The following is a 23,727-nucleotide window of genomic DNA, read 5'->3' on the forward strand; positions in this document are numbered from 1 at the left end:
TTGTTCAATGCCTTCTCCGTAGTTTCCCGGTGAATGGTGTTCTTAAACGCAACGAGCACCGCGTCGTCCGTGGCCGAAACCAGTTCGCCATCCGTAAACCAAGCATGAACGGTAATCTTGGTTTCCTTTACCCGCTGCAATGTCTTGCTCCACTGACCCAAGATCTTCTGTACATCCGGATGATCCTTCGCCAATACATACTCATCCAGTTTAGCCGTTCGCAGCGTACTCGGCGCAGATGCCCGAACCGTGGACCTCGGCTGATTCTTCGCCTCCGCGGAAGCGTTGCCGATATCCCCGCCCGCAAGCTTGACGCCGCTTTGCAGCAGTTGTTCAATCTTCTGCTCCAAGGCATTTACTTTAAGCTCAAGACGAGCCACTTCGCCTGCGCCGGCCGAAGTTCCAGCTTGAACATTGGAGCGTGCAGATGAGGCGCCTGGCTCCGGGAGGTCCAGACTGCAAAGCTTCATCATCGCGACTTCAAACAGTGTCTGGGGCTGAACGGAGTATTTCATCTCCGCCTGATAGTGATTCAGGATATCAATGTACCGAAAGATCCGCTCTTTATCATACAGGTCCAACACGTCCCCGAATGCTTCAACATTGAGGAGACGATCCGTCATTCGGGCCGCATTCGGCAGAAGCTTTAGCATTAGAATATCCCGATAGCAATAGATAAGATTCTCCAGCAGCTTCTCAGCGCTCTTCCCGTCTTGCATGAAGACGTCAATCTGCTCAAGCACATCGCCTATCTCCTGCCTGGCCACGGAGGCGGCAAGCTTGGCAAATTGCTCTGAGGCCACGCCCCCAGATACATCCAGCACGTCTTGATACGATATACGGTTTCCCGTGAATGAGATGATCTGGTCGAGCAAACTCACCGCATCCCGCATCCCGCCATCCGATAATCGCGCAATGTACTCGAGCGCATCCGCTGCCGCTTCGATACCCTCCTGCTTGGAAATCAGGCTTAGGCGGTCCACTTGATCCTGCAGCGAAATCCTCCGGAAATCAAATCTCTGGCAACGCGATATAATTGTAGCCGGCAGGCGGTGAGGCTCCGTAGTGGCCAGAATAAACATGACGTGCGCAGGAGGCTCTTCCAATGTCTTCAGCAGAGCGTTGAAAGCTTCTGTTGTTAACATGTGGACTTCATCGATAATGTAAACTTTGTAGCGCACTTCCGTTGGCGCGTACTTCACTTTATCGCGAATATCCCGAATTTCCTCCACGCCCCGGTTGGAAGCCGCGTCAATCTCAATCACATCCATGACGGAGCCCGATGTGATTCTGATACAGGCGTCACACTCATTACAAGGTTCCTCCGCAGGACCCCGCTCACAATTCACGGCTTTGGACAGAACCTTGGCGGCGCTCGTTTTACCGGTTCCACGCGGCCCGCTGAAGAGGTACGCATGCGTAACCCGGCCTTCCCGGAGCGCGTTCTGCAGCGTCTGCGTAATATGTTGTTGTCCTACAATTTCTTGAAACCGTTGAGGTCTCCAAGATCGGTATAGTGCTATGTGCGCCATAATAGTTACATCTCCAGAACGAATTAAAGCATGATTTTAACTTGATTGCTATTCCTAATTATACTATACATTGAAATACAAAAAAACAGCCACCCGAACAGCCGCTGTTTTATTGATCATTATAAGGGATACTGACGGTAAAGGTCGTGCCGTACCCTTTGGAAGAAACCCGGATGACGCCCCCGATATCATGGATGATGCGCTGACAGACGGAAAGCCCCAAGCCCGTCCCGTTCTCCTTGGTTGTAAAAAACGGATCAAATATTTTGTCCACGAGGAAAGCGGGTATACCCGGACCTGTATCATGGATATCGATGTTGACCCGGCGAACGTCATGATCCCGCTCTACCCGTTCGCTGATCGTCAAGGTCCCGCCCGATGACATCGCTTCAATGCCGTTTTTGCAAATATTCAGGAAAACCTGTTTCAGCAGTTCGCGGTTCGCAACCACCCTGGGAACGTCCAGGGTTGATTGAAACTGCACCGCCGCCCCGTGCAGAATCGCCTCATTATTAATGATGGGCAGAATTTCACGCAATACTGTAGAGACCTCGACCAAGTCAAACGATATATTCTTAGGCTTGCTCAACAGCAGGAATTCACTCACCAACTCATTAATTCGATCTATTTCGGAAAGCATAATCTCTGTATAGCTGTGCTCCTTGTCCATGCCTTTGTCTTGCAGGGTCTTTTTGAACATTTGCAGAAAGCCTTTAATGGATGTTAACGGATTCCGGATTTCGTGGGCCGTCCCCGCCGCAATCTGCCCGATCATGGCCAGCCGGTCGCTCCGCTGAACTTGCTCTTCCAGGGATCTGAGGTTAGACACATCTTTAAAGATCACATAGGCGCCAAGGATATTCCCCTCATTGTCTTTAAGCAGATTGGAGTCCATAAGCAATTCGTACCGCTTCTGATCATTCATCCAGGATACCGCGTGATTTCGCACAACCATTCCGTCCAAAATCGTCCTTTGCACCAGTTGATGACCCACCGGTACCGCCGCAAACACATCTTCCATCGTCTGGTTTAAGATAGCTTCCCTTTCGACACCCAGGATACTGCATGCTTTATCACTAATCTCAATGACTGAAAAATCCATGTCGAAAAGCATGATGCCCAGATTTACGGTCTTCATGAACGTTCCGGGAAATTGCTGCAATAAGATGGGCTCAAGCTCTTTCCTGACCTCTTTCAACACGAGCAAGTAAACTGTATCCTGACCTGAGTGTGTTCGGTAAATATAAACCTGCTTGCGCTCACCCTGTAACGTATCCACGATTAACATCGGCGGATTTGACTTGTTATCAGCACTTTTGAAAAACTCTTCATAAAGTTCCGGCACCGTTCCGCTCAAGGTCAAAATGTTTGTTAAGGGCCAGCCCACTAAATCCCCGGGCAGCATAGATGACGTATGTAATCGGGTAAACGATTCACTAGCCATCCTTATTCTTCCTTCCGTGTCCGTAACGACCATTGTCCCAGTCTGAATCTGGGTTATCAAGATCGCAAGCGCGTCCATCGGCTCCCGGAGTTCGTAAGCGGTCGTGTTCACTTCAACTCACCCCCTTCAATCCAACAGAAAAAAACGTATTTTATACCATTCTCTTACATTCGATTAAGGGCATTAAAAATCCTTCATAAAACAAAAACACTGAACACAAATTCCGAAAAAATTCGGAACATGTAGTCAGTGTTTATGTTGTACCTAAACTTAATAAAAGTAATAAGTACCGCGCACCTCTCATTGATCGTTGCGATCCGAGCGTTACTCCTATCGACGGCTCAAATCAGGCAACCCTCCGGCACATGGAACTTCCTGCTTACGGCTGCTTCCTTCCGGACCTGACCGGGTTCACAAGCTTCCATTGCGGAGGACCCGACTCTCAACACCACGTGTAAAAGTCGACCTCACATCACAAGACCTCTTCGAGGAATTGTGTCCCGCTGTAGCGGATTGCGGGTTACAGGGCACCGCTACCTCCCCACCTAGCACGGTAAACAATAGTATAGCCCAACGCATATGAAATAGCAACCACACGGTATGAATTGGCAACCTTAACGCAGGACATGGTCAAAATAGTTTAAATGACTTCGTTCCGGAGGTGACTTTGAATTCATATCTGGGCACATTAAAAGACAATAAGGAGTATGCCCTATTCTCGATCCGGCGCGTTTCTTCCGGCGAAAGCTGGTCTGCGATCTCCAAGTTTACAAAGGCATGGGGACCGTTTACCGTAATCTTGGCGTCCTTCACTTCCGGAATGGAAAAGATGGCTTGCCTCATCATATCCAGATCCCGCTCATTGGTCCGGGCCGTAGGGCTGATTCTTAAATTCGGATTGGCGCTGGACATACCCAGGTAACCATCATCCGCGTATCGCTTCGTATTCGAACTGGTGCCGGAACAGGATGCTGTAAACAACAAGGCCGCACCTGCCAACAATGCAAGTTTTCCACTGCGCATAGAAAAAAACCTCCCTCTCGGCGGCTTCGCTTTCGCGAATGCTGCCGTATCCATTAGGATGACCGAGGGAGGTTTGTTTATGCGGCACAGAGTACCTTAGATGTTGTATTTCTTTTTAAATTTATCCACGCGACCACCAACATCTGTAAACTTCTGCTTACCCGTGAAGAATGGATGGCATGCGGAGCAAATCTCAACACGAAGATTTTGCTTGATGGATCCAGTTTCGAACACGTTACCGCAAGCACAAGTTAGAGTTGTGATGTTGTAATTAGGATGAATTCCTTGTTTCATTCCATTCACCTCTTTCCGCCCTAAGCTTTCATGGAAGCCTAGAGTTATATAGACACATGATCGTAGTATATCACGAGCTCTTTATTTACGCAATATCCTGCGTCTTACAATTATTACAAAGCTTTGACAGGAGGAACATGCGTATACGATCCGATAACAACGCCCGGTAATTCCTCTTGAAAGATTTCAATCATCTGATTCATCCCCAAGATGTCGCCTTGCGCTTTAGGGATCAGGTTAAGATAGCTTTCCGGATCAATATTCAGATTACGCATCTGAATGAGTTTCAGATCCGTCCGGCGTGCGAATTCGATCATGGCTTCAATCTCTTCTTCCCGATCCGTTACGCCGGGGAAAATCAGATAATTAATGGACGTGTATACGCCTTTAGCGGCCGCGTAAATCATGGATTTCTCCACATGCGTTAAATTGTACCCGCGCGGTTTGTAGTACGCATTGTAGTGATCATCCAGCGCGCTGATGGTGCTCACACGCATCAAATCAAGACCTGCGTCCACAATGCCTCGGATATGATCAGTCAGTCCCGCATTGGTGTTGATGTTAATGTAGCCCAGCTTCGTCTGTTCCCTCACGGTCCGAATGGACTCGATAATGGTCTTCGCTTGCGTGGAAGGCTCGCCTTCACAGCCCTGCCCGAACGATATAATGCTCTCGGGTGTACGCAGATGCTCCAACATAATCTGGACCAGTTCGTCCACATGAGGCTTAAAGTTCATACGCGTCTGCGGCGCGGGAAAACCGCTGTCGTCCGGCTGCTCGGAAATACACCCAAAGCAACCCGCGTTACAAGAGAAGGATACGGGCACGGCGCCTTCCCAACGGCGCAAGAACGTGTTGGAAGCCGTCAGGCATTCATAACCTAACGCGCAATTGGACAAATGTGCGTACAACCGGTTATCCGGATACTTCGCTGTCAGCCGGTCAACTTCAATCTTGAGCTCTCCCGGGTCGCAATTCATCGGGTTCCACGGCTCGGGATCGTCGGTTTGGCGGGCTGCCACATAGAAAGCGCCGTCTTTCCAGACGACGGCCGTGTACCCGAACAAAGGGAATTTCTTCTCCTTGTCCGTCTTCACGTAGCTCGGTATGGACAATCGGGTAAACCCTTGCGGAAGCAGGGCGCCTACGGCATTATAATCACCCTGAAGCGGCACCATCTGCCCTTTCTTGGAGTCAAACCCGATGGCGCGCGTATCAGGAAGACTTACTAAAGTAGCTCCGTCCGGGAGCGGTATCAGCTCTTCTTCGAGCAGCTCTGTAATCATATCACCGCTGCGCCCCAAAGCCAGCAGCTCAGGGTGATCGAATACGTTCCCCTTCGGATCGGCATAGACTAAATGCATGTCTGTGTTCTCCTATTCATGTTGTTTCGATACTCTGTCATGATCCGTTATGGATTATGAGGCTGAATGATTCACTTTCTTGGATACAGAGTTGCTGCTGCTACTGCTGCGAGTCGCCGGCTTCTTCGCTGGCGCGGAGGCGGCAGGCGCCGTATCCAGACTGTCCAGGAACTCCTGATTCGTCTTCGTATCGCCAAGCTTCTTCAGGAATCCGTCTATAAACTCCAGCGAGTCATTCATATTCTTGCGAATGGACCACAATTTATCCAATTCCTCTTTTGTTAACAACATTTCTTCCCGGCGTGTTCCGGAACGACGGATATCGATCGCCGGGAAAATGCGGCGTTCCGCGAATTTACGATCCAGATGCAACTCCATGTTGCCTGTACCTTTAAATTCTTCATAAATCACGTCATCCATTCTGGAGCCTGTTTCCACCAAAGCTGTCGCCAAGATCGTGAGGGAACCGCCTTCCTCAATGTTTCTGGCCGAGCCGAAGAAACGTTTGGGACGATGGAACGCTCCCGGGTCAATACCGCCTGACAATGTTCTTCCTGTCGGAGGCACAACCAGATTATAGGCGCGCGCCAGTCTTGTAATGGAATCGAGCAAAATAACAACATCTTTCTTGTGCTCCACTAAACGCAACGCGCGCTCCAACACAAGCTCGGCCACTTTAATATGGTTCTCCGGCAATTCATCGAACGTGGACGCGATGACCTCACCATTAACTGAACGCTGCATATCGGTAACTTCCTCGGGACGCTCGTCAATGAGTAACACAATAAGTTCAATGTCGGGATGATTGTGAGAAATGCTGTTGGCGATTTCTTTAAGCAACAGGGTTTTGCCTGCTTTGGGAGGAGCAACAATTAGGCCGCGCTGCCCTAAACCAACGGGGGCAAGCATATCCATAATGCGGGTCGAAAGGCGATTAGGGGAAGTTTCAAGTACCATCTTTTTCTGTGGGTAAAGAGGTGTTAAAGCCGGGAAATGAAGCCGTTCAGCCGCTGTATCGGGATTCTCGCCGTTTACTGCATTAACTTGAAGCAGCCCGAAATAACGTTCATTTTCTTTAGGCGGCCGGCACTTGCCGGATACCAGATCACCGCTTCGCAGATCAAATCTCCGAATTTGGGAGGCTGATATATAGATATCCTCTGAACTCGGGAGATAGTTGATTGGGCGCAGGAATCCAAATCCTTCAGACAAGATCTCAAGTACGCCTTCCATAAACATCAGTCCGCTTTGTTCCGCTTGCGCACGAAGAATCGAGAAAATTAATTCTTTCTTCTTCATCTGGTTATACGAAGTAATTTGGTGCTTCTTCGCCAGTTTATACAGTTCTGTCAGTTTCATTGCTTCTAAATCGGCAATTTGTAAATCCATTAGTATATACCACCACACTATTCTATTTTCAAATCTATTAGGCTAGCTTAGCCAAACACGGTTCAATCTATTCGACTTTACTCTTATGAAGGTAAACCTCCGTCGAACCTGTCTCGGGAGGTTAACCGCCAAGCTGTTTACGAATCTTCCCGCCAAACTTCAGCGCCTAAATTGCGTAAATTATCCACAAGATAATCATACCCTCGGTCAATGTACTCGACACCGGTAATTTCCGTAACTCCCGAAACTGCTGTCAATCCGCCAATGACTAATGCAGCTCCTGCCCGTAAATCGGATGCTTTCACTTTAGCACCGTACAGAGGGCTGCCTTCTATAACTGCCGAGCGGCCTTCCACTTTAATCTTGGCCCCCATGCGTACAAGCTCGGGTACATGCTTAAACCGGTTATTGTATACATAATCGGTCAAGATGCTCGTCCCCTTGGCCTGGGTCAGCAATGAAGTCATGGGCGATTGCAGGTCCGTCGCAAAGCCCGGATACACCAGCGCTTTTACATCGATGGCCGTGTATTCCGGACGACCGATGACCCGAATCGCTTCATCCATCTCCACAATCCCGACACCCATTTCTTCCAGCTTGGCGGTAATGGCTTCCATGTGCTTAGGAATCACGTTATCAACAATCACGTCACCCCGGGTAGCGGCAGCCATAACCATGTAGGTTCCCGCCTGGATACGGTCGGGAATAATGGAGTGTCTGCAGCCGTGCATTTCCGAAACCCCTTCGATGCGGATCGTTTCGGTGCCGGCGCCCTTGATCTTGGCTCCCATGGAGTTCAACAATGTTGCTACGTCTATAATTTCAGGCTCTTTAGCCGCGTTTTCTATCGTTGTGAAACCTTTAGCTCTTGAAGCCGCAAGCATAATATTAATCGTTGCGCCCACACTGACAACATCAAGGTAAATTTTCGCGCCTTGAAGCTCTTTGGCCCGTATGTGTATACACCCGTGGTCATTCGTCACTTCCGCGCCCAGTGCTTCGAAGCCTTTAATATGTTGATCAATCGGTCTCGGCTCGAAATTACAGCCGCCGGGAAGTCCGATCACCGCTTCACCGAATCGTCCTAGCATCGCTCCCATCAAGTAATAGGAGGCTCTTAATTTCTTTACGTTTCCGTTAGGCAGAGGCTTGGATTTAGCCTTCGTCGGATCAATGACCATCTTGTCACCGAACCAGTTTACGGAGGTTTCAAGCTCCCCTAGAATCTCGGTTAAAATGCCTACATCGCTCAGCTTAGGCAAGTTATCCAGTGTTACAGGCGTTTCAGCCAGTATGGCTGCGGGAATCAGAGCTACCGCGCTGTTCTTCGCGCCACTGATCTGCACGGTCCCGCGGAGTGGTCTGCCGCCGGTTATCATCAATTTTTCCATGGATCTAGCAATCCTCCTACTTCAGCCGCAAAAGAAGTGAAAAGGAAAAACACCGCCGAAACGGTGTATTTTCCTTCTTGTCATGCGTTGCTATCATTCGGGATTAAGCTTGGTTGGAACTTCCGAACAAACGGATTTTCTCTTGAACGACTTCAACCATTGCGTTACGCGCAGGTGTCAGATATTTACGAGGATCGTAAACTTTACCGTCTTTATTCAAAACTTCGCGGATTGCGTTCGTGCAAGCCACTTGGTTCTCAGTGTTCACATTAATCTTACCGGCGCCAGCTAAGATCGCTTGGCGAATATCATCATCAGGAACGCCGGATCCGCCGTGTAATACAACCGGTACCGGAATAGCCTTAGCTACTTGCTGGATAATGTCAAACTTGATGTCCGGCTCGCCTGCGTACATACCGTGTGCGGTACCTACTGCAATCGCAAGACAGTCTACGCCTGTTTCTTCGTAGAAACGGATCGCTTCTTCCGGTTTAGCCAGGGAAGCATTCGCTTCGTCAACGGAGATGTCATCTTCCACGCCGCCGATTGTTCCAAGCTCGCCTTCAACGGAAACGCCCATAGCGTGAGCCGCTTTAACAACTTCCTTCGTCAGACGGATGTTCTCTTCCAGAGAGTAGTGGGAACCGTCGAACATGACGGAAGAGAAGCCCGCGCGGATACATTGCATAGCTACTTCAAAGCTGCTGCCGTGATCCAGGTGAAGCGCGATCGGCAATCCGGATTTCTTAGCAGCCGCCTGAGCGATTGCTACGGTAAATTCCATACCCATATATTTCAGTGCGCCTTCGCTGACACCATAAATAAAAGGGGAATTCTCTTTCATTGCGGCTTCAACGATCGCTTGCGCAAATTCTAAGTTGTTCATGTTGAATTGACCCACCGCAAACTTGTTCTCTTTCGCTTTCGGTAAAAACTCGTTCATGGAAACCAATGGCATGTCTTTCTTTCCTCCTGTATCCTTCAATTGTTTCTACTGTAGTTTGTTCAGCGTTATTATAACATATTAACTTCACAAAAAGGAAACAAGCTTAAGCTTGTCCCGTCCTTATGACTATAAAAAAAAGGATCCTGAACTCAGGATCCGAATGCAAATCGGCTTTGATCTTTGCCTAACTGGGTATTCACAGCTTGAATCATTTCATCAATGTCAAACGGCTTGGTGAAATGCATTAACGCGCCCAGCTCCGTGGATTCTTTAATCATATCCAACTCGCCGTAAGCCGTCATCATGATGACCTTGATTTCTTGATTCATCTGCTTGATGTGCTTCAGAATTTCCAGCCCGTCCATGCCCGGGATCTTCATATCCAACAGAACCAAGTCCGGTGATTCCTTCCGCACAATCTCCAAAGCCAGTTTTCCGTTCGAGGCTTGGAATGTGTTATACCCTTCACTGCTGAACACTTCGAGTAGCAGGACACGGATGCCGTTCTGGTCGTCAACAATCAGCACTTTCTTCTTATCCAAAACTATTCCCTCCCGAGAAATGCGAAACGCCGCCCTATCTCAAGGATTCTTTGCTGACTGAAAACTGCACGTTGGGGCTCATTCGCGAATGTAAGATGTAAAGTATGCGTTGCAACACCTTTCGGTATATAATTCGCTCTTGATTTCCAAATTCCTGCTGTTTCTCTCTATATTCCCAAATAAAAATTATTTGTTAAGATTGTAATCAAATGCCGCTTGCACAAACCCTCTGAATAATGGTTGCGGGCGGTTCGGTCTGGACGTGAATTCCGGGTGGAACTGCACCGCCAAGAACCAAGGATGATCCGGAAGCTCAACGATTTCCACAAGGCGTCCATCCGGGGAAGTACCCGAAATTTTAAGCCCTACGCTCTCGATTAACTCACGGTATTCGTTATTAAACTCGTACCGGTGACGGTGTCTCTCGTAAACCAGTTCATCGTCATAGCATTCCATGGCAAGCGAACCTTCGCTAAGTTTGCAAGGATACAGACCAAGGCGCATCGTGCCGCCGAGATTTTCAATATCCTTTTGCTCAGGAAGAAGGTCAATGACAGGGTAGGATGTTGTAGGGTTGATCTCCGAAGAGTTCGCTCCGTCCAGTCCGGCAAGGGAACGCGCATACTCGATTACAGCCACTTGCATGCCCAGGCAGATGCCGAAGAACGGAATTCGCTGCTCGCGGGCATAGCGGATGGCCGACACTTTACCTTCAATACCGCGATCGCCAAAACCGCCGGGAACCAGAATACCTTGTACGCCGCTCAACAACTCGCCCGCATTATGATCGTAGATTTCTTCGGCATTCACCCAACGAATTTTAATTTCGGAGTCACAGTCAATTCCTGCGTGTCCCAAAGATTCTACAATACTCAAATAAGCATCATGCAACGCGACATATTTACCGACAATGGCGATTTCCGTCGTGTGCTTCAACGATTTCACGCGCTCTACCATCGATCTCCATTCGGTCATATCCGGTGCCGGGGTTTCCAGCTTCAAGTGGTTCACAACGATCTCATCCAAGCCTTGTTCTAAGTACATTAAAGGCACATCGTATAACGTATCCGCGTCCAAACCTTCTATAACCGCGCCAGTATCGATGTCGCAGAACAAGCCGATTTTGCGTTTCATGTCATCGGTCAGTTTATGCTCTGTCCGGCATACGATCACATTCGGTTGTATTCCGATGCTGCGCAATTCTTTAACGCTATGTTGAGTCGGCTTGGTTTTCACTTCACCGGCTGCTTTTAAGTATGGAATCAGTGTAACGTGAATGTACATCACATTCTCGCGGCCTACGTCACTCTTAATCTGACGAATGGCTTCGAGGAAAGGCAAGCTCTCGATATCGCCGACCGTACCGCCGATTTCCGTAATGACGACATCGGAACCGGATTCCTTGCCCGCGCGGAACACTCTGTCTTTAATCTCGTTGGTGATATGCGGAATAACCTGTACCGTACCGCCCAGGTATTCACCGCGTCTCTCCTTGGTGATAACTGAAGAGTATACTTTGCCTGTCGTAATATTGCTGTTCTTCGATAAGTTAATATCAATGAAACGCTCGTAGTGACCCAAATCCAAATCCGTCTCCGCCCCGTCATCGGTAACAAACACTTCACCGTGCTGGTAAGGGCTCATCGTTCCCGGGTCCACATTAATGTAGGGGTCAAATTTCTGGATGGTTACTTTCAAGCCTCTGTTCTTCAACAATCTCCCCAGCGATGCGGCCGTGATTCCCTTCCCTAAAGAAGACACAACCCCGCCTGTTACGAAAATATACTTTGCCACTTCATTGTTCCTCCTCTAGAGTTATGGATCTATTTTTTCCTAATTCAAGCGATTCATGAAAAAACATGCAAAATAATTCCTTACCCACAAAATTACACACAAAAAAAAGAAAGCGCACCCGTCGAAACGGGGCACTTTACAGGGTATTTATATAAGAAAATTGTAAATGTAATTTTTTAGCCCGAAGCATAGTTTACCTCGTACTCCGAGTGATGTCAAGAAGAAGCCTTGAGGTCAAGAGAGTCTTGGATTACTTGTCTTCCTCTTCATCTAGATCCGCTTCTTCTTCATCTTCCTCCGCATCGTCTAACTCTTCATCGATTTCGGCGTCAGCATCTTCGTCTTCAATCTCCGCGTCCTCGATGGCTACGTCGTCTTCCGCTTCTTCGACGTCTTCATCTTCACCATAGAGCTCTTCGCCCTCTTCGTCGAAGCTGTCGTCTCCGCTGTATGCGTCTTCCTCTTCAGCGAACATGTCGTCGTCATCCAGATCGTCGTCCTCATCGTTGATGATCCGCGGACGCTTGGCTCCGCCGGTCACGTTGTCGTCACCTTTCTCGACAGGATACCAACGCTTCAAGCCCCACAGGTTGCTGCCTATGCAAGCGAAACGGCCGTCAATATTTATTTCCGTATATATTTGTGCGATGACCTGCATCACTTCTTCTTCGCTCAGACCTTTAATCTTGGAAATCTCCATCATCAGGTCACGATAATAAAAGGGAGTATTCGCCGCTTTCAGTACCTCGAAGGCCAAGTCGACCATAGGCATTTCTTTGGCTTGCTCCGGGTTGATTTTTAACGCGTAAGAGCTGCTCATCCCTGACACATCCTTTCACATTCACAATTAGGCATATTTATTAAACTATCCATTATCTCACTAAGTAAAACCTATTTTATACAAAAAATCAACTTTCGGGACAAAAAAAAAGATGCGAAGGAAAAATCCTTCGCAGGTGACTGTATCCTCTGCTATGGCGAACCCTGTTTCACCATAGCAGATTGCCTAGAAAGAGCATATGCCCTTACTCCATACTATGAGCGCCCGACAGGAATGACACGGTCCGGAGCCTATTTATTCCAATATCAGGCAGTGTCCCCAAGCCGGAATAATGCCCCCCACATAAGATAGGTTAAATTGTTAATTGTACAGGGGGTATTCCCATTGGACCATGTCGGGTTCTGGCATTTGTTGCATGATGAAATCAACGAGAGTCCGATCCAGCAGCCGCGACATATTATTCGCTTCCACAATCCAACGGAATATGCCCGGTGTATCGGACAACTTAAACGGCTTCAGCCCACCCTTGCCAAACTTGTTGAAGTTCAGGACATGAAGCTGATCCATGGCGTGTCCTGCAATCTTCATTCGGTTTCCCACATTATCAAAGCCCATAGCCGGCACCTATATGTTGAAGAGGATGTCGTCGCCAGGGTGCATGAATCGTCTCCGTTGACCTCCTTCAGCAATAAGCGCTTACCTTGGGGCGTGCGTCAGATTAAAGCCCCCGCGGTGTGGAACAAATCCACGGGCAGCCGCATCCGGGTAGCCGTTATTGATACAGGCGTTGATCATCAACACCCGGATCTTCGGCACTGCCTGTCCAAGGGTGTCAACCTGATCCAACGCCGGATGCTGCCCCATGACGATAACGGCCACGGCACCCACATCGCCGGAACCATTGCCGCAGCCGGACAGCAGCACGGCCTGGTCGGTGTCGCGCCGCGGGCAAGCATCCATGCCGTGAAATCATTCGACAAGAACGGCGCCGCGTTCATATCCGATATCATCCTTGGTATCGATTGGTGCGTCCGCAACGGCATCGATATCATCAATATGAGCTTCGGCATGAAAAGCCGCAGCGACTCGCTGCTTCAGGCGGTGCGCGGCGCCTATCAAGCCGGTGTTATCATTGTCGCGTCCTCCGGAAATGAAGGCAAAAAGCTGACCATGGACTATCCGGCCCGCTACCCCCAGACCATTTCCGTCGGCGCGATCGGCAAGGACAACCGCGTCGCTCCTTTCAGCAACCGAAGCAAAAAAATCGATATTTACGCGCCCGGCGAAAAGATCATGTCCACCTGGCTGCGGGGTAAATATCACGAGCTGAGCGGCACCTCCATGGCCACCTCGCATGTCAGCGGTGTCATCGCCTTGCTGCTATCGGCCAAACCGGGGCTCAAGCCTGATGAGATCCGCAAGCTGCTGAAGAAAGGTTCGATCCCGCTTCGCGAAGCGAGAATAAAAGGAACCGGGCGCATTGATGCCGCCCGGCTCTTCCGTGCTATGAGATAGCCGGTTTCGCTCCCGGCTGCTGCGTTAGTGTTGGGTGTTCCGCTCTTCTTCGGTGTCTGTTTCCGCCGTACTATTCGTCATCTGATCCGGCGCGGATACGCCGATCAAGCCAAGAACGTTACGAATCACAACTCGCACGGCATCCAGCAAGGCCAGTCGGGCTTGCGTCTGCTCTTGGTCATCCGTAATCGCCTTGTGCGCTTTGTAATAGCTATGAAGTTGTCCCGCCAATTCGTATACATAACGAACGAGGCGATGAGGCGCAAAACCTTGCGCGGCAACGGCAATCTCTTCAGGCAGCACGGCCATCTTAAGCAGCAAGTCATACTCGGCGTCAGCGGTTAACGCATGCAGATTCACTTCGCTAAGCGGAAGCAATTGAACGCCTTGCTCCTCCGCTTTGCGGAAAATACTGCAAATCCGGGCATGCGCGTATTGCACGTAGAACACCGGATTCTCGTTGGAAGTGGAAATCGCCAAATCCATGTCGAAATCCAGATGAGAATCCATGCTGCGCATCGTGAAGAAGTAGCGGATGGCATCCACGCCGACTTCATCCATAAGATCTTCCATCGTGACGGCTTTCCCCGTCCGCTTGGACATCTTGACTTTCTCGCCGTTCTGGAACAGGCTGACCATTTGCGCGATCAGCACGATGAGTTTATCCGGGTCGTTCCCCAGCGCCGACATCGCCGCTTTCATCCGCGGAATGTACCCATGATGATCCGCGCCCCAGATGTTGATGATTTGATCGTAACCGCGGGCATACTTGGTTTTGTGGTAAGCAATATCCGGCGTCAAATACGTATAACTGCCGTCGTTCTTGATCAGAACACGGTCTTTGTCATCCCCGTAATCGGTCGTGCGCAACCAAGTCGCTCCGCCGTCCTCGAAAGTCTGACCTTTCGCCTTCAGATCATCCAGCGCTTCAATGACTTGCCCGGACGTGTAAAGTGATGTTTCACTGAACCACTCCTGGAAATGCACGCCGAACCGGCCAAGGTCCCGTTTAATCTTATTCAATTCTTTCTCTAAACCGTATGTTCTAAAGAACTCAAGACGCTCTTCTTCAGGCATATCGGCGATGACATTACCCTTCTCGGCGATCAGGTCCTTGGCGAAACCCTTGATGTCCTCCCCGTGATAACCGTCCTCAGGCATATCCACTTCCTGGCCAAGCGCTTGCAGGTAACGCGCCTCAATGGATTTCGCCAGGTTCATCACCTGATTGCCCGCATCGTTAATGTAATACTCCCGGGTAACTTCATAGCCCGCGAAATCAAGCACGTTGCATAACGCGTCGCCTACCGCCGCCCCGCGGGCATGGCCCAAGTGCAAGCTGCCGGTCGGATTCGCGCTGACAAACTCCATCTGTACGCGTTGCCCTTCGCCCATTTGGACACGGCCGTAATTCTTTTGTGCCTCCGCGACTTCCTGCAAAACGTTGTACAGGTAGCTGCGGTCCATAAAGAAGTTAATAAATCCAGGTCCGGCAATTTCCGCCTTCTCGATTCCTGCCGAAGACTTATCCAAGTGTTCCAAAATGCTCTCGGCAATCTGTCTGGGATTCTTCTTCGCCAGCTTTGTCAGTTGCATGGCCGCGTTCGTGGAGAAATCGCCGTGCGCCTTCTCCTTCGGCACTTCCAGCGCAACTTCCACCGACGTTCCGGCTTCCACGATGCCTGATACGGAAATAGCCGCAGCAATAGCATCTTTCAAGCTTTGTTTCATTTGTTCCAATGCGCTCATTTAAGGTCAAACCTCCTGGTAATTCATCTTTATAGTATAATTCCCGGCAAGCTCGCCGTTCACATATAGATCATAGTTCAACTGCAGCTTCCCGGTATTCTCGGCAATATCCGCTTCTATGCGTTGGGTATCTGTCTCCAGGGACAGCGCGGTGAATGGTGTTCGGTACGTTCCCGGCAACTTTCGGCCTACCATGAACATCTGATCGGACTCCACTTCGCCATGACGGATAATCTTCACTTCCATCGGCACAATCTTCACAGTGGTCATCGTTCGGCCCATCGCCTCGTCCGTCTCCGGGTAGCGCAGATATACGGTGCCTTCCTTGCGGTAAAGACTGCCTTCCACCTGCTGTACATAGGTTTCCCCGTCATGCCTGCTCTCTACGGTCAGTTGCACGGTTGTCCCGGTAGCCATAACATTCTACTCTCCTGTCTCCATAAATCCTTACGACTATAATATACACTTCCCGTTTAACATTCAAGGAAGCGCAGCGAAATTGATAAGTGCATGATTCGCCGTTCGATAGCGCAAAATATGCCAATCTTAGATTATTTCGGGAGTTGAACCTATGAATGCCGCTTCAATGCCTACATCCGTTGATACCGACCTCAAGTTGAATGAGCAAACTTTACGCGCTAGAGTTCATCATACGGCCGACCTGGATATTAAGAAGTTTGCGCTCTCCGCATCGGATACTCCGGCGTTCGTCGCCTATATGAAAGGTGCTGTCGACGAACAGAAACTCTATAATTATCTGCAGCCTCTGTTATTAAACAGCTTCCCGACCGCTCATCCCCGAGGGGACGCAACGTTCGGTCAAATTAAACAATCCTCAGAATGGGAAGTTATCCAGTCCTCCCTGTTCGAAGGCATGTCCTGCGTATTCATTCAAGGCGAATCCCAGGTTATCCTCTTAGATACGACCTCGTGGCCCGTAAGCCCAGTCACGGAGCCGCAATCTGAGTTTACACTGAAAGGCGCTCGAATCGGTTTCAATGAGTCCGGCGCATCCAGCCTAGCCATGATTCGAAGCTATCTGCCCACATCTGATTTGCGAATTCGCAAGATGACCGTTGGCACTGCAACCAAAACCCAAGTCTATCTTCTTTCCATGAAGAATATCGCTGATGAGGAAGACATTGAAGTATTAGCGGACCGCATTGCCCGTACGGATACCGATGCGATTCTGAATACAGGAGAGCTCGTGGAGTATATTGAAGATCGGCGCTTTACCTTATTCCCTCAGTTTGTTCTCACGGAGCGTCCGGATTGGGTAGCGACCAACCTGTTAAACGGTAAAGTAGCCCTTGTGGTGGACCGCTCGCCGCATGTGCTCCTTGGTCCCGTCTCGTTCCTTTCCTTCTTTCATTCCGTCGACGATCACAACATGCGCTGGCCTGTCGCTACGTTCTTCCGATTGTTAAGATTCGCCGGCTTGCTTATTGCCGTATTGCTGCCTTCCTTCTATATTGCGGCCATCTCGTTTCATTATGAAATCATCCCTATTGATTTGGTTTATTCCATCGGCATTTCTCTGGAACAGGTTCCGTTTCCGCCGATTATTGAAGCGCTGTTCATGGAAATCACCTTGGAGATGCTGAGGGAGGCTGGCTTACGCCTGCCATCCAAGATCGGTCAGACGATCGGGATTGTAGGAGGTATCGTCATCGGACAAGCCGCCGTGCAAGCTAATTTTGTCAGCAATATTATGATTATCGTAGTCGCCCTGACCGCCATCGCCTCCTTCATCCAACCGAATCAAGATATGGGCTCCGCTCTGCGCCTGCTGCGGTTCCCTTTCATGTTGGCCGCTTACTTCATGGGCTTGATCGGCATCGTCATCGGCATCATGATCGTTGTCATTCATGTGCTCTCCCTTCAATCTCTGAATAAATCGTATACCGCTCCGTTATTTCCCGTCCGATTGGGCAAATGGAAGTCCGCTATCCTGCGTCTCCCCTTAACAACGTTGAAGAGGTCGTCCAAATGAAAATCATGAAGAGAGACGAAATGAACCTGACGCAGTATATCCTCTACATCTACAAGACGCAGATCGGTATCGGTATCCTGACGTTGCCGCGCCTTCTGATGGAGGAGGGGAATACAGACGGCTGGATCTCCATTATCATCAGCTATGTTATAACCATAGCCGTAAGTTACATGATCATCCGCATCATGGAACGTTTTCCGACTATGACGTTATTCGAGGTGCTGAATTGTTTGTTCGGCCGTTGGATCGGAGGATTGCTTCGGTGGGTTTGGGTCATCTATATGTTCTTGGCCGCCTTTACGGTGCTGTTCACAACGATTTTCATTATTCATGTCTGGATTTTGAGAAATACAGCCTCTTGGATCGTGATGGCCGCCTATCTGGTCCCCTTGTTTCTTGTGGCCCGCAGCCCCATGCAGATTCAGGGTCGGTATGCGGAATTTGTATTTATTTCATCCCTGTGGATGTATCCGATGCTGTTCTTCCCGTTGAATGACAGTCAATTGTTGAATTTGTTACCTGTTTTTAAGGAAGGACTTCTCCCCATTATGAAAGCAGTCAAGATCTCCATCCTGCCTTACCTTGGATTTGAGCTGGCCTTCTTCCTATACCCCTTCCTGATCCAGAAGAAATCCGCGTTCAAAGGCATTGTGATAGCCAACACCATGTCCTTAGCCCTCTATTTACTGGTTACCCTTGTGGCTTTCGTCTATTTCAGCAATGAGGGTCTGAAGGATTATTATTGGCCCACCCTACAGCTGCTGAAGACGATCAAGTTCACTTTCATTGAACGATTCGAGATCGTGTTTCTCTCCTTTTATTTAATTACACTGTCTCAAACCATCGCGCCGTATCTACATTTCTCTACCGTCGGCATGTCCTGGGGACCCCGATTCCGTTCCAATCAGGTATCTCTGGTGTGCTCCGCGGCAGGCATGTTCACGCTGTCTGTATTCTATAGTCCTTCCTATCATGAATTGGAACAATTATCCTCGCTGTATAATTACACTGGACTCGTGATGGCATTCGGTTTTCCTTGTTTACTGGGGTTGTATTTATTGTGCGTACCGGGGGCCGCAAGAAAGGGGGAAAGACGAACATGAAGCTCTGGTTCCAAGCGGTCATCGTCGCTCTATGCTGTATCCTGACCGGTTGCGCCGACCGGCTCGACCTCGAGCATACATCGATGATATTGATTACCGGCATTGATGTGTCGGAGGAGGACAATAATGACATTCAGGTGTTCTCTAAAGTGTTGCAATTCGACGAAGACGCCAGTAAAAAGGAAACGAATCTCTCTAATCAATCAAAAACGTTGCGCGAAGCCCGGACTAACTTCAATTCAGAGAGCAGCGGCATCGTCGTCGCCGGCAAAACACAAATTTTTGTAGTGAGCAAAGCCCTGTTAAGAAAGAAAGATTTATACCCCTATCTGGATGTGTATTTCAGAGATGCCAAAAATTCAAACAGCGCCTTGATTTCCGTCTGTGATTGCTCCATTAAGACATTGTTCGAGTACAAGACTCCCCAACAGCCTGTCCTGACCGAGTATATTCGCAAACTCATTGAATTTGGGTATGCGGAAGAAATTACAGTGATGACCACGATGGAGAAGTTTCATTACATGCGATTCGAGAAGGGCTTGACGCCTTCCATTACTGAAATTAAACCTGTGAAGAACACCATTAAAATTATGGGGACCAGTTTGATTAACAGCAACGGTAAATGTGTCGAGCTCTTGAATTTCAAAGAAAGCGCATTGCTGTTGTTATTGAAGAACGATACAACCAATAATATGTCATATTTATTCAATCTGAAGATTCCTCCAAGGGACGACACTATACAGTTGAACATGAATATGAAACAAGGCCGGCCGAAAATAAAGACCCGTTACCGCAAAGGGAAATTTCACTTTGATATCCGGATCCCTCTAGAGATGGAGGTAACGGAAGTCAATGTTCATATTGATTTCGAGAAGCAGGAAACCAAGCTAATCCGTATGATTGAGCAGCAGTTGAATCGGGATCTCATGAAGTTGATTCACAAAACCCAGAAACGGAAAATAGACCCCGTTGGTATGGGGGTCTACGCCAGAGCACAGCAATACAATCACTTCAAGGGGGTCCAGGACCATTGGACCGATGCCTACGGGGATGCTGAATTCCATATCACAACGGATGTGAAGATTAATCGGTATGGCGTGATTAAAGGCTTTGTTCCGTAGAAGCGAGCCCTCTTATGAGTCAGGGAAGGAGGCTTTCGTAAGGGAACAATTCGGTATGGTCGCCGTTTGCATATGAAAGGCGCTTAGTTGAATCAAGAAATAGCAGGTTTCCGGTTGATGGTGCTCCAGAAAACGCAACGTAGTCCGCGACAATAATCTCGTACCCCGATACTGCGCGATAATCATCTCTACGTACTTATAGAATTGCACCGTCATCTCGGCCGCTTCCGCCGCCATCTGCTTCTGGACGTCGAAGCCAGGTTCAAGAAAGCGCAAGTAACCTTTAATCGCGTCGTTCTTCACGATGAGCGCCTGAAAGGCGGCAATGAAATCGTCGGTCTGCTTCAGCTTGCGGAGCTCCACCGGGTCGAGTATATTTCGAAGCAAGACGGCATGACCCAGCTGATCCCCAAGCCAAAGGTCAAATAAGCCCGTTAAAGGTAACGGCGTATAATCCTGACCTTGCATATAGAAGGTTAGAATTCGCAGATATTCCAAATTCTCTTCCAGTGTGCCGTTTAAGTAAGACGGTGTTGTGTTAAGGTTCACCTCGTTCAGAATTCTCCGTCTCTGCATCTCCCCTTCAAATCGATAATAACCTAAGGCGATCGGATAAGATGCTTGGGCGAATGCGATCATGGAAGCGTCCGTCACGGTCGACATCCCGGGAATCGTCCCCAGCTGCCGGAGCAATTCCTTGAACGCATCTATATACGATTGCGCTGCACGCACGGCATCCGTTTCCATAGGAGATAGGAAATCGCGTATAAAAATCGCATGATCTTCCAAAATCTGCAGCCAGAACTGATGTTCTTGCCACGGCGAAATGCCATGTATGGATAGTGTCATGTTAAACCCCCTGTCCCAATTAGCTTCTACATCAGCATTATATGGTGTTCGTCCAGGGATTCATGACATAAATATATAAAAAGAGTAAAGCCATGCAGTTGGACTCTTATCCGTCTTCTCTGTAAGGATTCTGCAATTCCGACAGACTTTCGAGCTGGTTCTTCTGAAATTCATGCGCTCGCTCATTCTCCCGTTCCGGCGAGCAGATCCGTCTAAGTTCCTCTTCGAGCTCCTGTGCCTTGTCGGGATGGGCTTCGTACACATTCCTACGTTCATCGGGGTCTTCACTCAGGTGGAACAGCTGATGAGGGGCTTCCATGTAATAGATCAGCTTCCACGCACCCTTGCGAATCATGTAAGCGCCGGATCGGGTACCATGCCCGTGGTATTCGGAGAAAATTACCCGATCCTCATCCTGTGCCGCAATGGTTTGCAGCGGCTCCCCGACCCAACTTGCGGGCCTCGGCACTTGGGCCGCATGGAACAGCGAAGCTTGCACATCATGCAGGTCGACAGGAGTAGTGACCTCCGCCGCCTTGGCATACCCCGGGCCGGCGGCCAGGCAAGGAATGCGCACCGAATCCTCGTATAAGGAGCATTTCCACCACATCCCGAATTTACCGAGCATCTCCCCGTGATCCGACGTATAGATGATTTGTGTCGTATTCAGGAGACCTTGCGCTTCCATCTTGTCCAGCAATCTTCCCAGTTGATCGTCCACGAAAGCCACATTCCCCGCATACCCTCTTCGAAGCCCCCGAATCTGTTCTTCTGTGAATAGATCCGTTTCGAAATGGCCGCGCAAATCACGCGCATATTCATGTCTAGCACTTTCCTCATCTCTACCCCATGCCGGCAAATCCGCGGCTTGCGGATACAAGTCCCAATAAGGGGAGGTGTTCCATTGCGGGAAGTGAGGATTTACCAGGTTGATCGTTAAACACCAGCGGCTTTGAATCGTTGGAGAGACTTCATCCAGCCAACGCAATGCGGCATCCATGACCTTCAGGTCATTGTTGAAGGCATCTTGCTTTACGCCGTATCCGTCCGCTCGTTGAGCTGCGCCTTTCCGAATGGATAGCGGGCGGCGCCCAAAGTGGGCATCTCCGGGCACAGGCCGATCCTTGCTGTAATGCATTTCTGAAAACCCCAGTTGCTCTCCTGGCGCATACACATCCGTTTTGCCGAAATAAGCCGTGTACACGCCCTGTTCCCTTAACACATCGCCATACGTTGGAGCATCGCTTGGAATGCCGAGGTTACAATTGCTGTAGTTCTGCAGCTCATGTACCCGCTTTCCCGACATGAAAGCGCTCCGGCTCGGGCTGCACAAAGGCGAAGGACAATACGCATGCCTGTAGACCGTTCCTTGGTCCCGGAGACGTTCCATATTCGGAGTACGTATGTAAGGGTGGCCGTATACCGAGGAATACAACGGGTTATGCTCATCGGATATCATTACTATGGAATTGTTCATGGCAGCTGAAACTCCTTCATTATCGCCGCGCTTCGGCTTCGGTGACCCGCCGTTGACCGCTGCGTTTCTCTTCCGCCGGCAATATGAGCGCCTCTTCCTCCCCGGCTTGAACCATCCTCTTCAGCAGACGCTCCCTCAGCACAGCCTTCACTTCCCGATGGGACTCATAATGAATCAAATTATGAAGCTCGTAAGGGTCGGCCTGAAGATCATACAAGTATTCCTCTACATAAGTATCGGATGAGGCATCCGTCCGATTCGGTTCGGGCGATGCTACGGAATACTTCCATCGCGACGTACGAAGGGCTCGGCCGATTTGAGCTTCGCTGATCTGTACGTAAACATCGTCAGGCCAATCCTCCGTTTCCCTGCGCAGCAAAGGCTGAATCGGACGGCCCTGCATGGCGTCCGGCACCGGAATTCCGGCCGCTTTCAGCAATGTCGGCGGTATATCGATAAGACTGATCAGCTCGCGGATTTGGCCTCGACTGTCAAAGCCGGGTCCGATGAGCGCAGTCGGTACCCGAATGGAACTTTCGTGGCAAGACCGTTTATATTCGGCGTTGCGCGTCTTGAAGTGACAGGCATGGTCCGAAGTAAACAGAATAATCGTGTCGTCTGCCAGGTCCAGGCTCTTTACGGCATCCCAGACACGGCCGAGCGCTTCATCAAGCCGCTTGACCATCCCGTAATATCCGCCCAAATGCTGGGCACTCGTTCCCCCGAGCGCGGCCAGGTCCGGCGGCGCCCACCTGCCCGTATAGCTTTCCTGATAGACGTCCGGCGAAGGATAGTCGTCGCGATGATTCTGGTGATGCGGCTCCAGGAAAGACAAGAAGAGAAAGAACGGATCGTTCTGTTCCCTGTCTATAAACCGGATCGCGTCATCCGCTAACGCATCCACCCGATAACCCGGTAACTTGACACGCTCGTTATCGTTATTGAACAGGACCGCGTCGTACGCGTCGGACGTCATTTCCAACGCGTTCGCCCCCAGCCAATAATCATAGCCCCCTCGCTTCGCCTCCGGCACCGGATTCTCATCCGCAAGATGCCACTTGCCGATATAACCCGTTCGGTATCCGGCTTCCCGGAAGTAATGAGCTAACGTTCTTGTGCCTTCCGGAAGCGGAATCTGATTGCGGTGGCATCCCGTGGTGGTCGGGTAAAGCCCTGTCTGCATCGCCGATCGCGCAGGACCGCAAACCGGCTGGCAAGTAAACGAATGGTACAGATGGGTACCCCGCACAGCCACCCGGTCGAAATTCGGGGTGAGTCCCAGCGGGTTGCCATGTACCCCGGCCGTATCCCACCGCTGCTGGTCTGTGAAAAATACGATGATGTTCGGTTGCGTGCCTCTTCGTGCCATCCGGATCGTCTCCTCGCAATCTTTTTGAAGAACACATGCTGCTCTCTATGC

General features: G+C 49.8%; 20 protein-coding genes and 1 other RNA gene (1 of these 21 only partly in view). 4 read left to right on the plus strand and 17 right to left on the minus strand.

Annotated features, from left to right (window positions below):
• From dnaX to rpoE, 12 genes are all read right to left on the minus strand, one after another.
• Window positions 1-1,532 carry the 5' portion of a DNA polymerase III subunit gamma/tau gene (dnaX, locus tag SY83_RS05820; protein WP_068605123.1) on the minus strand. Its footprint begins 229 nt before the window's first position, so 1,532 of the gene's 1,761 nt are visible here — the first part of the coding sequence; it begins with the start codon at window positions 1,530-1,532; the stop codon falls past the left edge of the window.
• Between the two features lie 109 nt (window positions 1,533-1,641).
• Complete coding sequence (locus SY83_RS05825) at window positions 1,642-3,087, minus strand: ATP-binding protein (protein WP_331709987.1); 1,446 nt, start codon at window positions 3,085-3,087, stop codon at window positions 1,642-1,644.
• A 178-nt stretch (window positions 3,088-3,265) separates the two neighbouring features.
• Window positions 3,266-3,530, minus strand: an RNA gene (ffs, locus tag SY83_RS05830) — signal recognition particle sRNA large type.
• A 76-nt stretch (window positions 3,531-3,606) separates the two neighbouring features.
• Window positions 3,607-3,999: a hypothetical protein gene (locus SY83_RS05835; RefSeq protein ID WP_068605125.1), complete on the minus strand. Its 393-nt coding sequence runs from the start codon at window positions 3,997-3,999 to the stop codon at window positions 3,607-3,609.
• 96 nt (window positions 4,000-4,095) lie between these two features.
• Entirely contained in the window at window positions 4,096-4,293 is a 198-nt protein-coding gene (gene rpmE / locus SY83_RS05840) for a 50S ribosomal protein L31 (RefSeq protein ID WP_068605127.1), read from the minus strand.
• 113 nt (window positions 4,294-4,406) lie between these two features.
• Window positions 4,407-5,657, minus strand: a complete 1,251-nt coding sequence (locus SY83_RS05845) for a radical SAM family protein (protein WP_068605129.1) — start codon at window positions 5,655-5,657, stop codon at window positions 4,407-4,409.
• Between the two features lie 54 nt (window positions 5,658-5,711).
• A complete protein-coding gene (gene rho, locus SY83_RS05850) occupies window positions 5,712-7,046 on the minus strand; it encodes a transcription termination factor Rho (RefSeq protein ID WP_068605131.1) in 1,335 nt (444 codons plus the stop codon).
• Window positions 7,047-7,183: 137 nt separating this feature from the next.
• Window positions 7,184-8,437 (minus strand): UDP-N-acetylglucosamine 1-carboxyvinyltransferase, encoded by a 1,254-nt coding sequence (locus SY83_RS05855; RefSeq protein WP_068605134.1) that lies wholly within the window; start codon window positions 8,435-8,437, stop codon window positions 7,184-7,186.
• Window positions 8,438-8,540: 103 nt separating this feature from the next.
• On the minus strand, window positions 8,541-9,395 hold the full coding sequence (gene fba / locus SY83_RS05860) for a class II fructose-1,6-bisphosphate aldolase (RefSeq protein ID WP_068605137.1): 855 nt from the start codon (window positions 9,393-9,395) through the stop codon (window positions 8,541-8,543).
• A 137-nt stretch (window positions 9,396-9,532) separates the two neighbouring features.
• The gene (locus SY83_RS05865; protein WP_068605139.1) at window positions 9,533-9,925 is read right to left on the minus strand and encodes a response regulator; all 393 of its coding nucleotides are present in this window, start codon (window positions 9,923-9,925) and stop codon (window positions 9,533-9,535) included.
• Window positions 9,926-10,111: 186 nt separating this feature from the next.
• Window positions 10,112-11,719 carry a CTP synthase gene (locus SY83_RS05870; protein ID WP_068605140.1) on the minus strand — a complete coding sequence of 536 codons (1,608 nt, stop codon included), beginning with the start codon at window positions 11,717-11,719 and terminating at the stop codon, window positions 10,112-10,114.
• A 250-nt stretch (window positions 11,720-11,969) separates the two neighbouring features.
• Window positions 11,970-12,539, minus strand: coding sequence for a DNA-directed RNA polymerase subunit delta (rpoE, locus tag SY83_RS05875; protein WP_068605141.1), 570 nt, complete (start codon window positions 12,537-12,539; stop codon window positions 11,970-11,972).
• A 345-nt stretch (window positions 12,540-12,884) separates the two neighbouring features.
• Here rpoE and SY83_RS05880 point away from each other — a divergent pair, with 345 nt between their 5' ends.
• A complete protein-coding gene (locus tag SY83_RS05880) occupies window positions 12,885-14,015 on the plus strand; it encodes a S8 family peptidase (RefSeq protein ID WP_068605142.1) in 1,131 nt (376 codons plus the stop codon).
• A 24-nt stretch (window positions 14,016-14,039) separates the two neighbouring features.
• Here SY83_RS05880 and argS read toward each other — a convergent pair whose 3' ends face one another.
• Together argS and SY83_RS05890 are read right to left on the minus strand one after the other, a co-directional pair.
• Window positions 14,040-15,764, minus strand: a complete 1,725-nt coding sequence (gene argS / locus SY83_RS05885; RefSeq protein WP_068605145.1) for an arginine--tRNA ligase — start codon at window positions 15,762-15,764, stop codon at window positions 14,040-14,042.
• A 6-nt stretch (window positions 15,765-15,770) separates the two neighbouring features.
• Window positions 15,771-16,181: a YwiB family protein gene (locus SY83_RS05890; protein ID WP_068605147.1), complete on the minus strand. Its 411-nt coding sequence runs from the start codon at window positions 16,179-16,181 to the stop codon at window positions 15,771-15,773.
• 154 nt (window positions 16,182-16,335) lie between these two features.
• Between SY83_RS05890 and SY83_RS05895 the strand changes: the two genes are divergently transcribed.
• From SY83_RS05895 to SY83_RS05905, 3 genes are read left to right on the plus strand one after another with little or no spacing between them, the layout of a single operon-like run.
• Window positions 16,336-17,757 (plus strand): spore germination protein, encoded by a 1,422-nt coding sequence (locus SY83_RS05895; RefSeq protein WP_068605149.1) that lies wholly within the window; start codon window positions 16,336-16,338, stop codon window positions 17,755-17,757.
• Complete coding sequence (locus SY83_RS05900) at window positions 17,754-18,860, plus strand: GerAB/ArcD/ProY family transporter (protein WP_068605151.1); 1,107 nt, start codon at window positions 17,754-17,756, stop codon at window positions 18,858-18,860. Before SY83_RS05895 ends, SY83_RS05900 begins: the two co-directional genes overlap by 4 nt.
• Window positions 18,857-19,981, plus strand: a complete 1,125-nt coding sequence (locus SY83_RS05905) for a Ger(x)C family spore germination protein (RefSeq protein ID WP_068605154.1) — start codon at window positions 18,857-18,859, stop codon at window positions 19,979-19,981. The genes SY83_RS05900 and SY83_RS05905 overlap by 4 nt, the downstream gene beginning before the upstream one ends.
• Window positions 19,982-19,993: 12 nt before the next feature.
• On the opposite strand, the gene SY83_RS05910 is transcribed toward SY83_RS05905, so the two are convergent.
• The 3 genes from SY83_RS05910 to SY83_RS05920 all read right to left on the minus strand — a co-directional run bounded on the left by SY83_RS05910 (window position 19,994) and on the right by SY83_RS05920 (window position 23,676).
• A complete protein-coding gene (locus tag SY83_RS05910) occupies window positions 19,994-20,830 on the minus strand; it encodes a DUF2935 domain-containing protein (RefSeq protein WP_068605156.1) in 837 nt (278 codons plus the stop codon).
• A gap of 106 nt (window positions 20,831-20,936) precedes the next feature.
• Complete coding sequence (locus tag SY83_RS05915; protein ID WP_068605158.1) at window positions 20,937-22,307, minus strand: sulfatase family protein; 1,371 nt, start codon at window positions 22,305-22,307, stop codon at window positions 20,937-20,939.
• Window positions 22,308-22,326: 19 nt separating this feature from the next.
• The gene (locus SY83_RS05920; protein WP_068605160.1) at window positions 22,327-23,676 is read right to left on the minus strand and encodes a sulfatase family protein; all 1,350 of its coding nucleotides are present in this window, start codon (window positions 23,674-23,676) and stop codon (window positions 22,327-22,329) included.
• Window positions 23,677-23,727: the final 51 nt, after the last annotated feature.

The organism is Paenibacillus swuensis, assembly GCF_001644605.1.
Classification (GTDB): Bacteria; Bacillota; Bacilli; order Paenibacillales; family DY6; genus Paenibacillus_N; species Paenibacillus_N swuensis.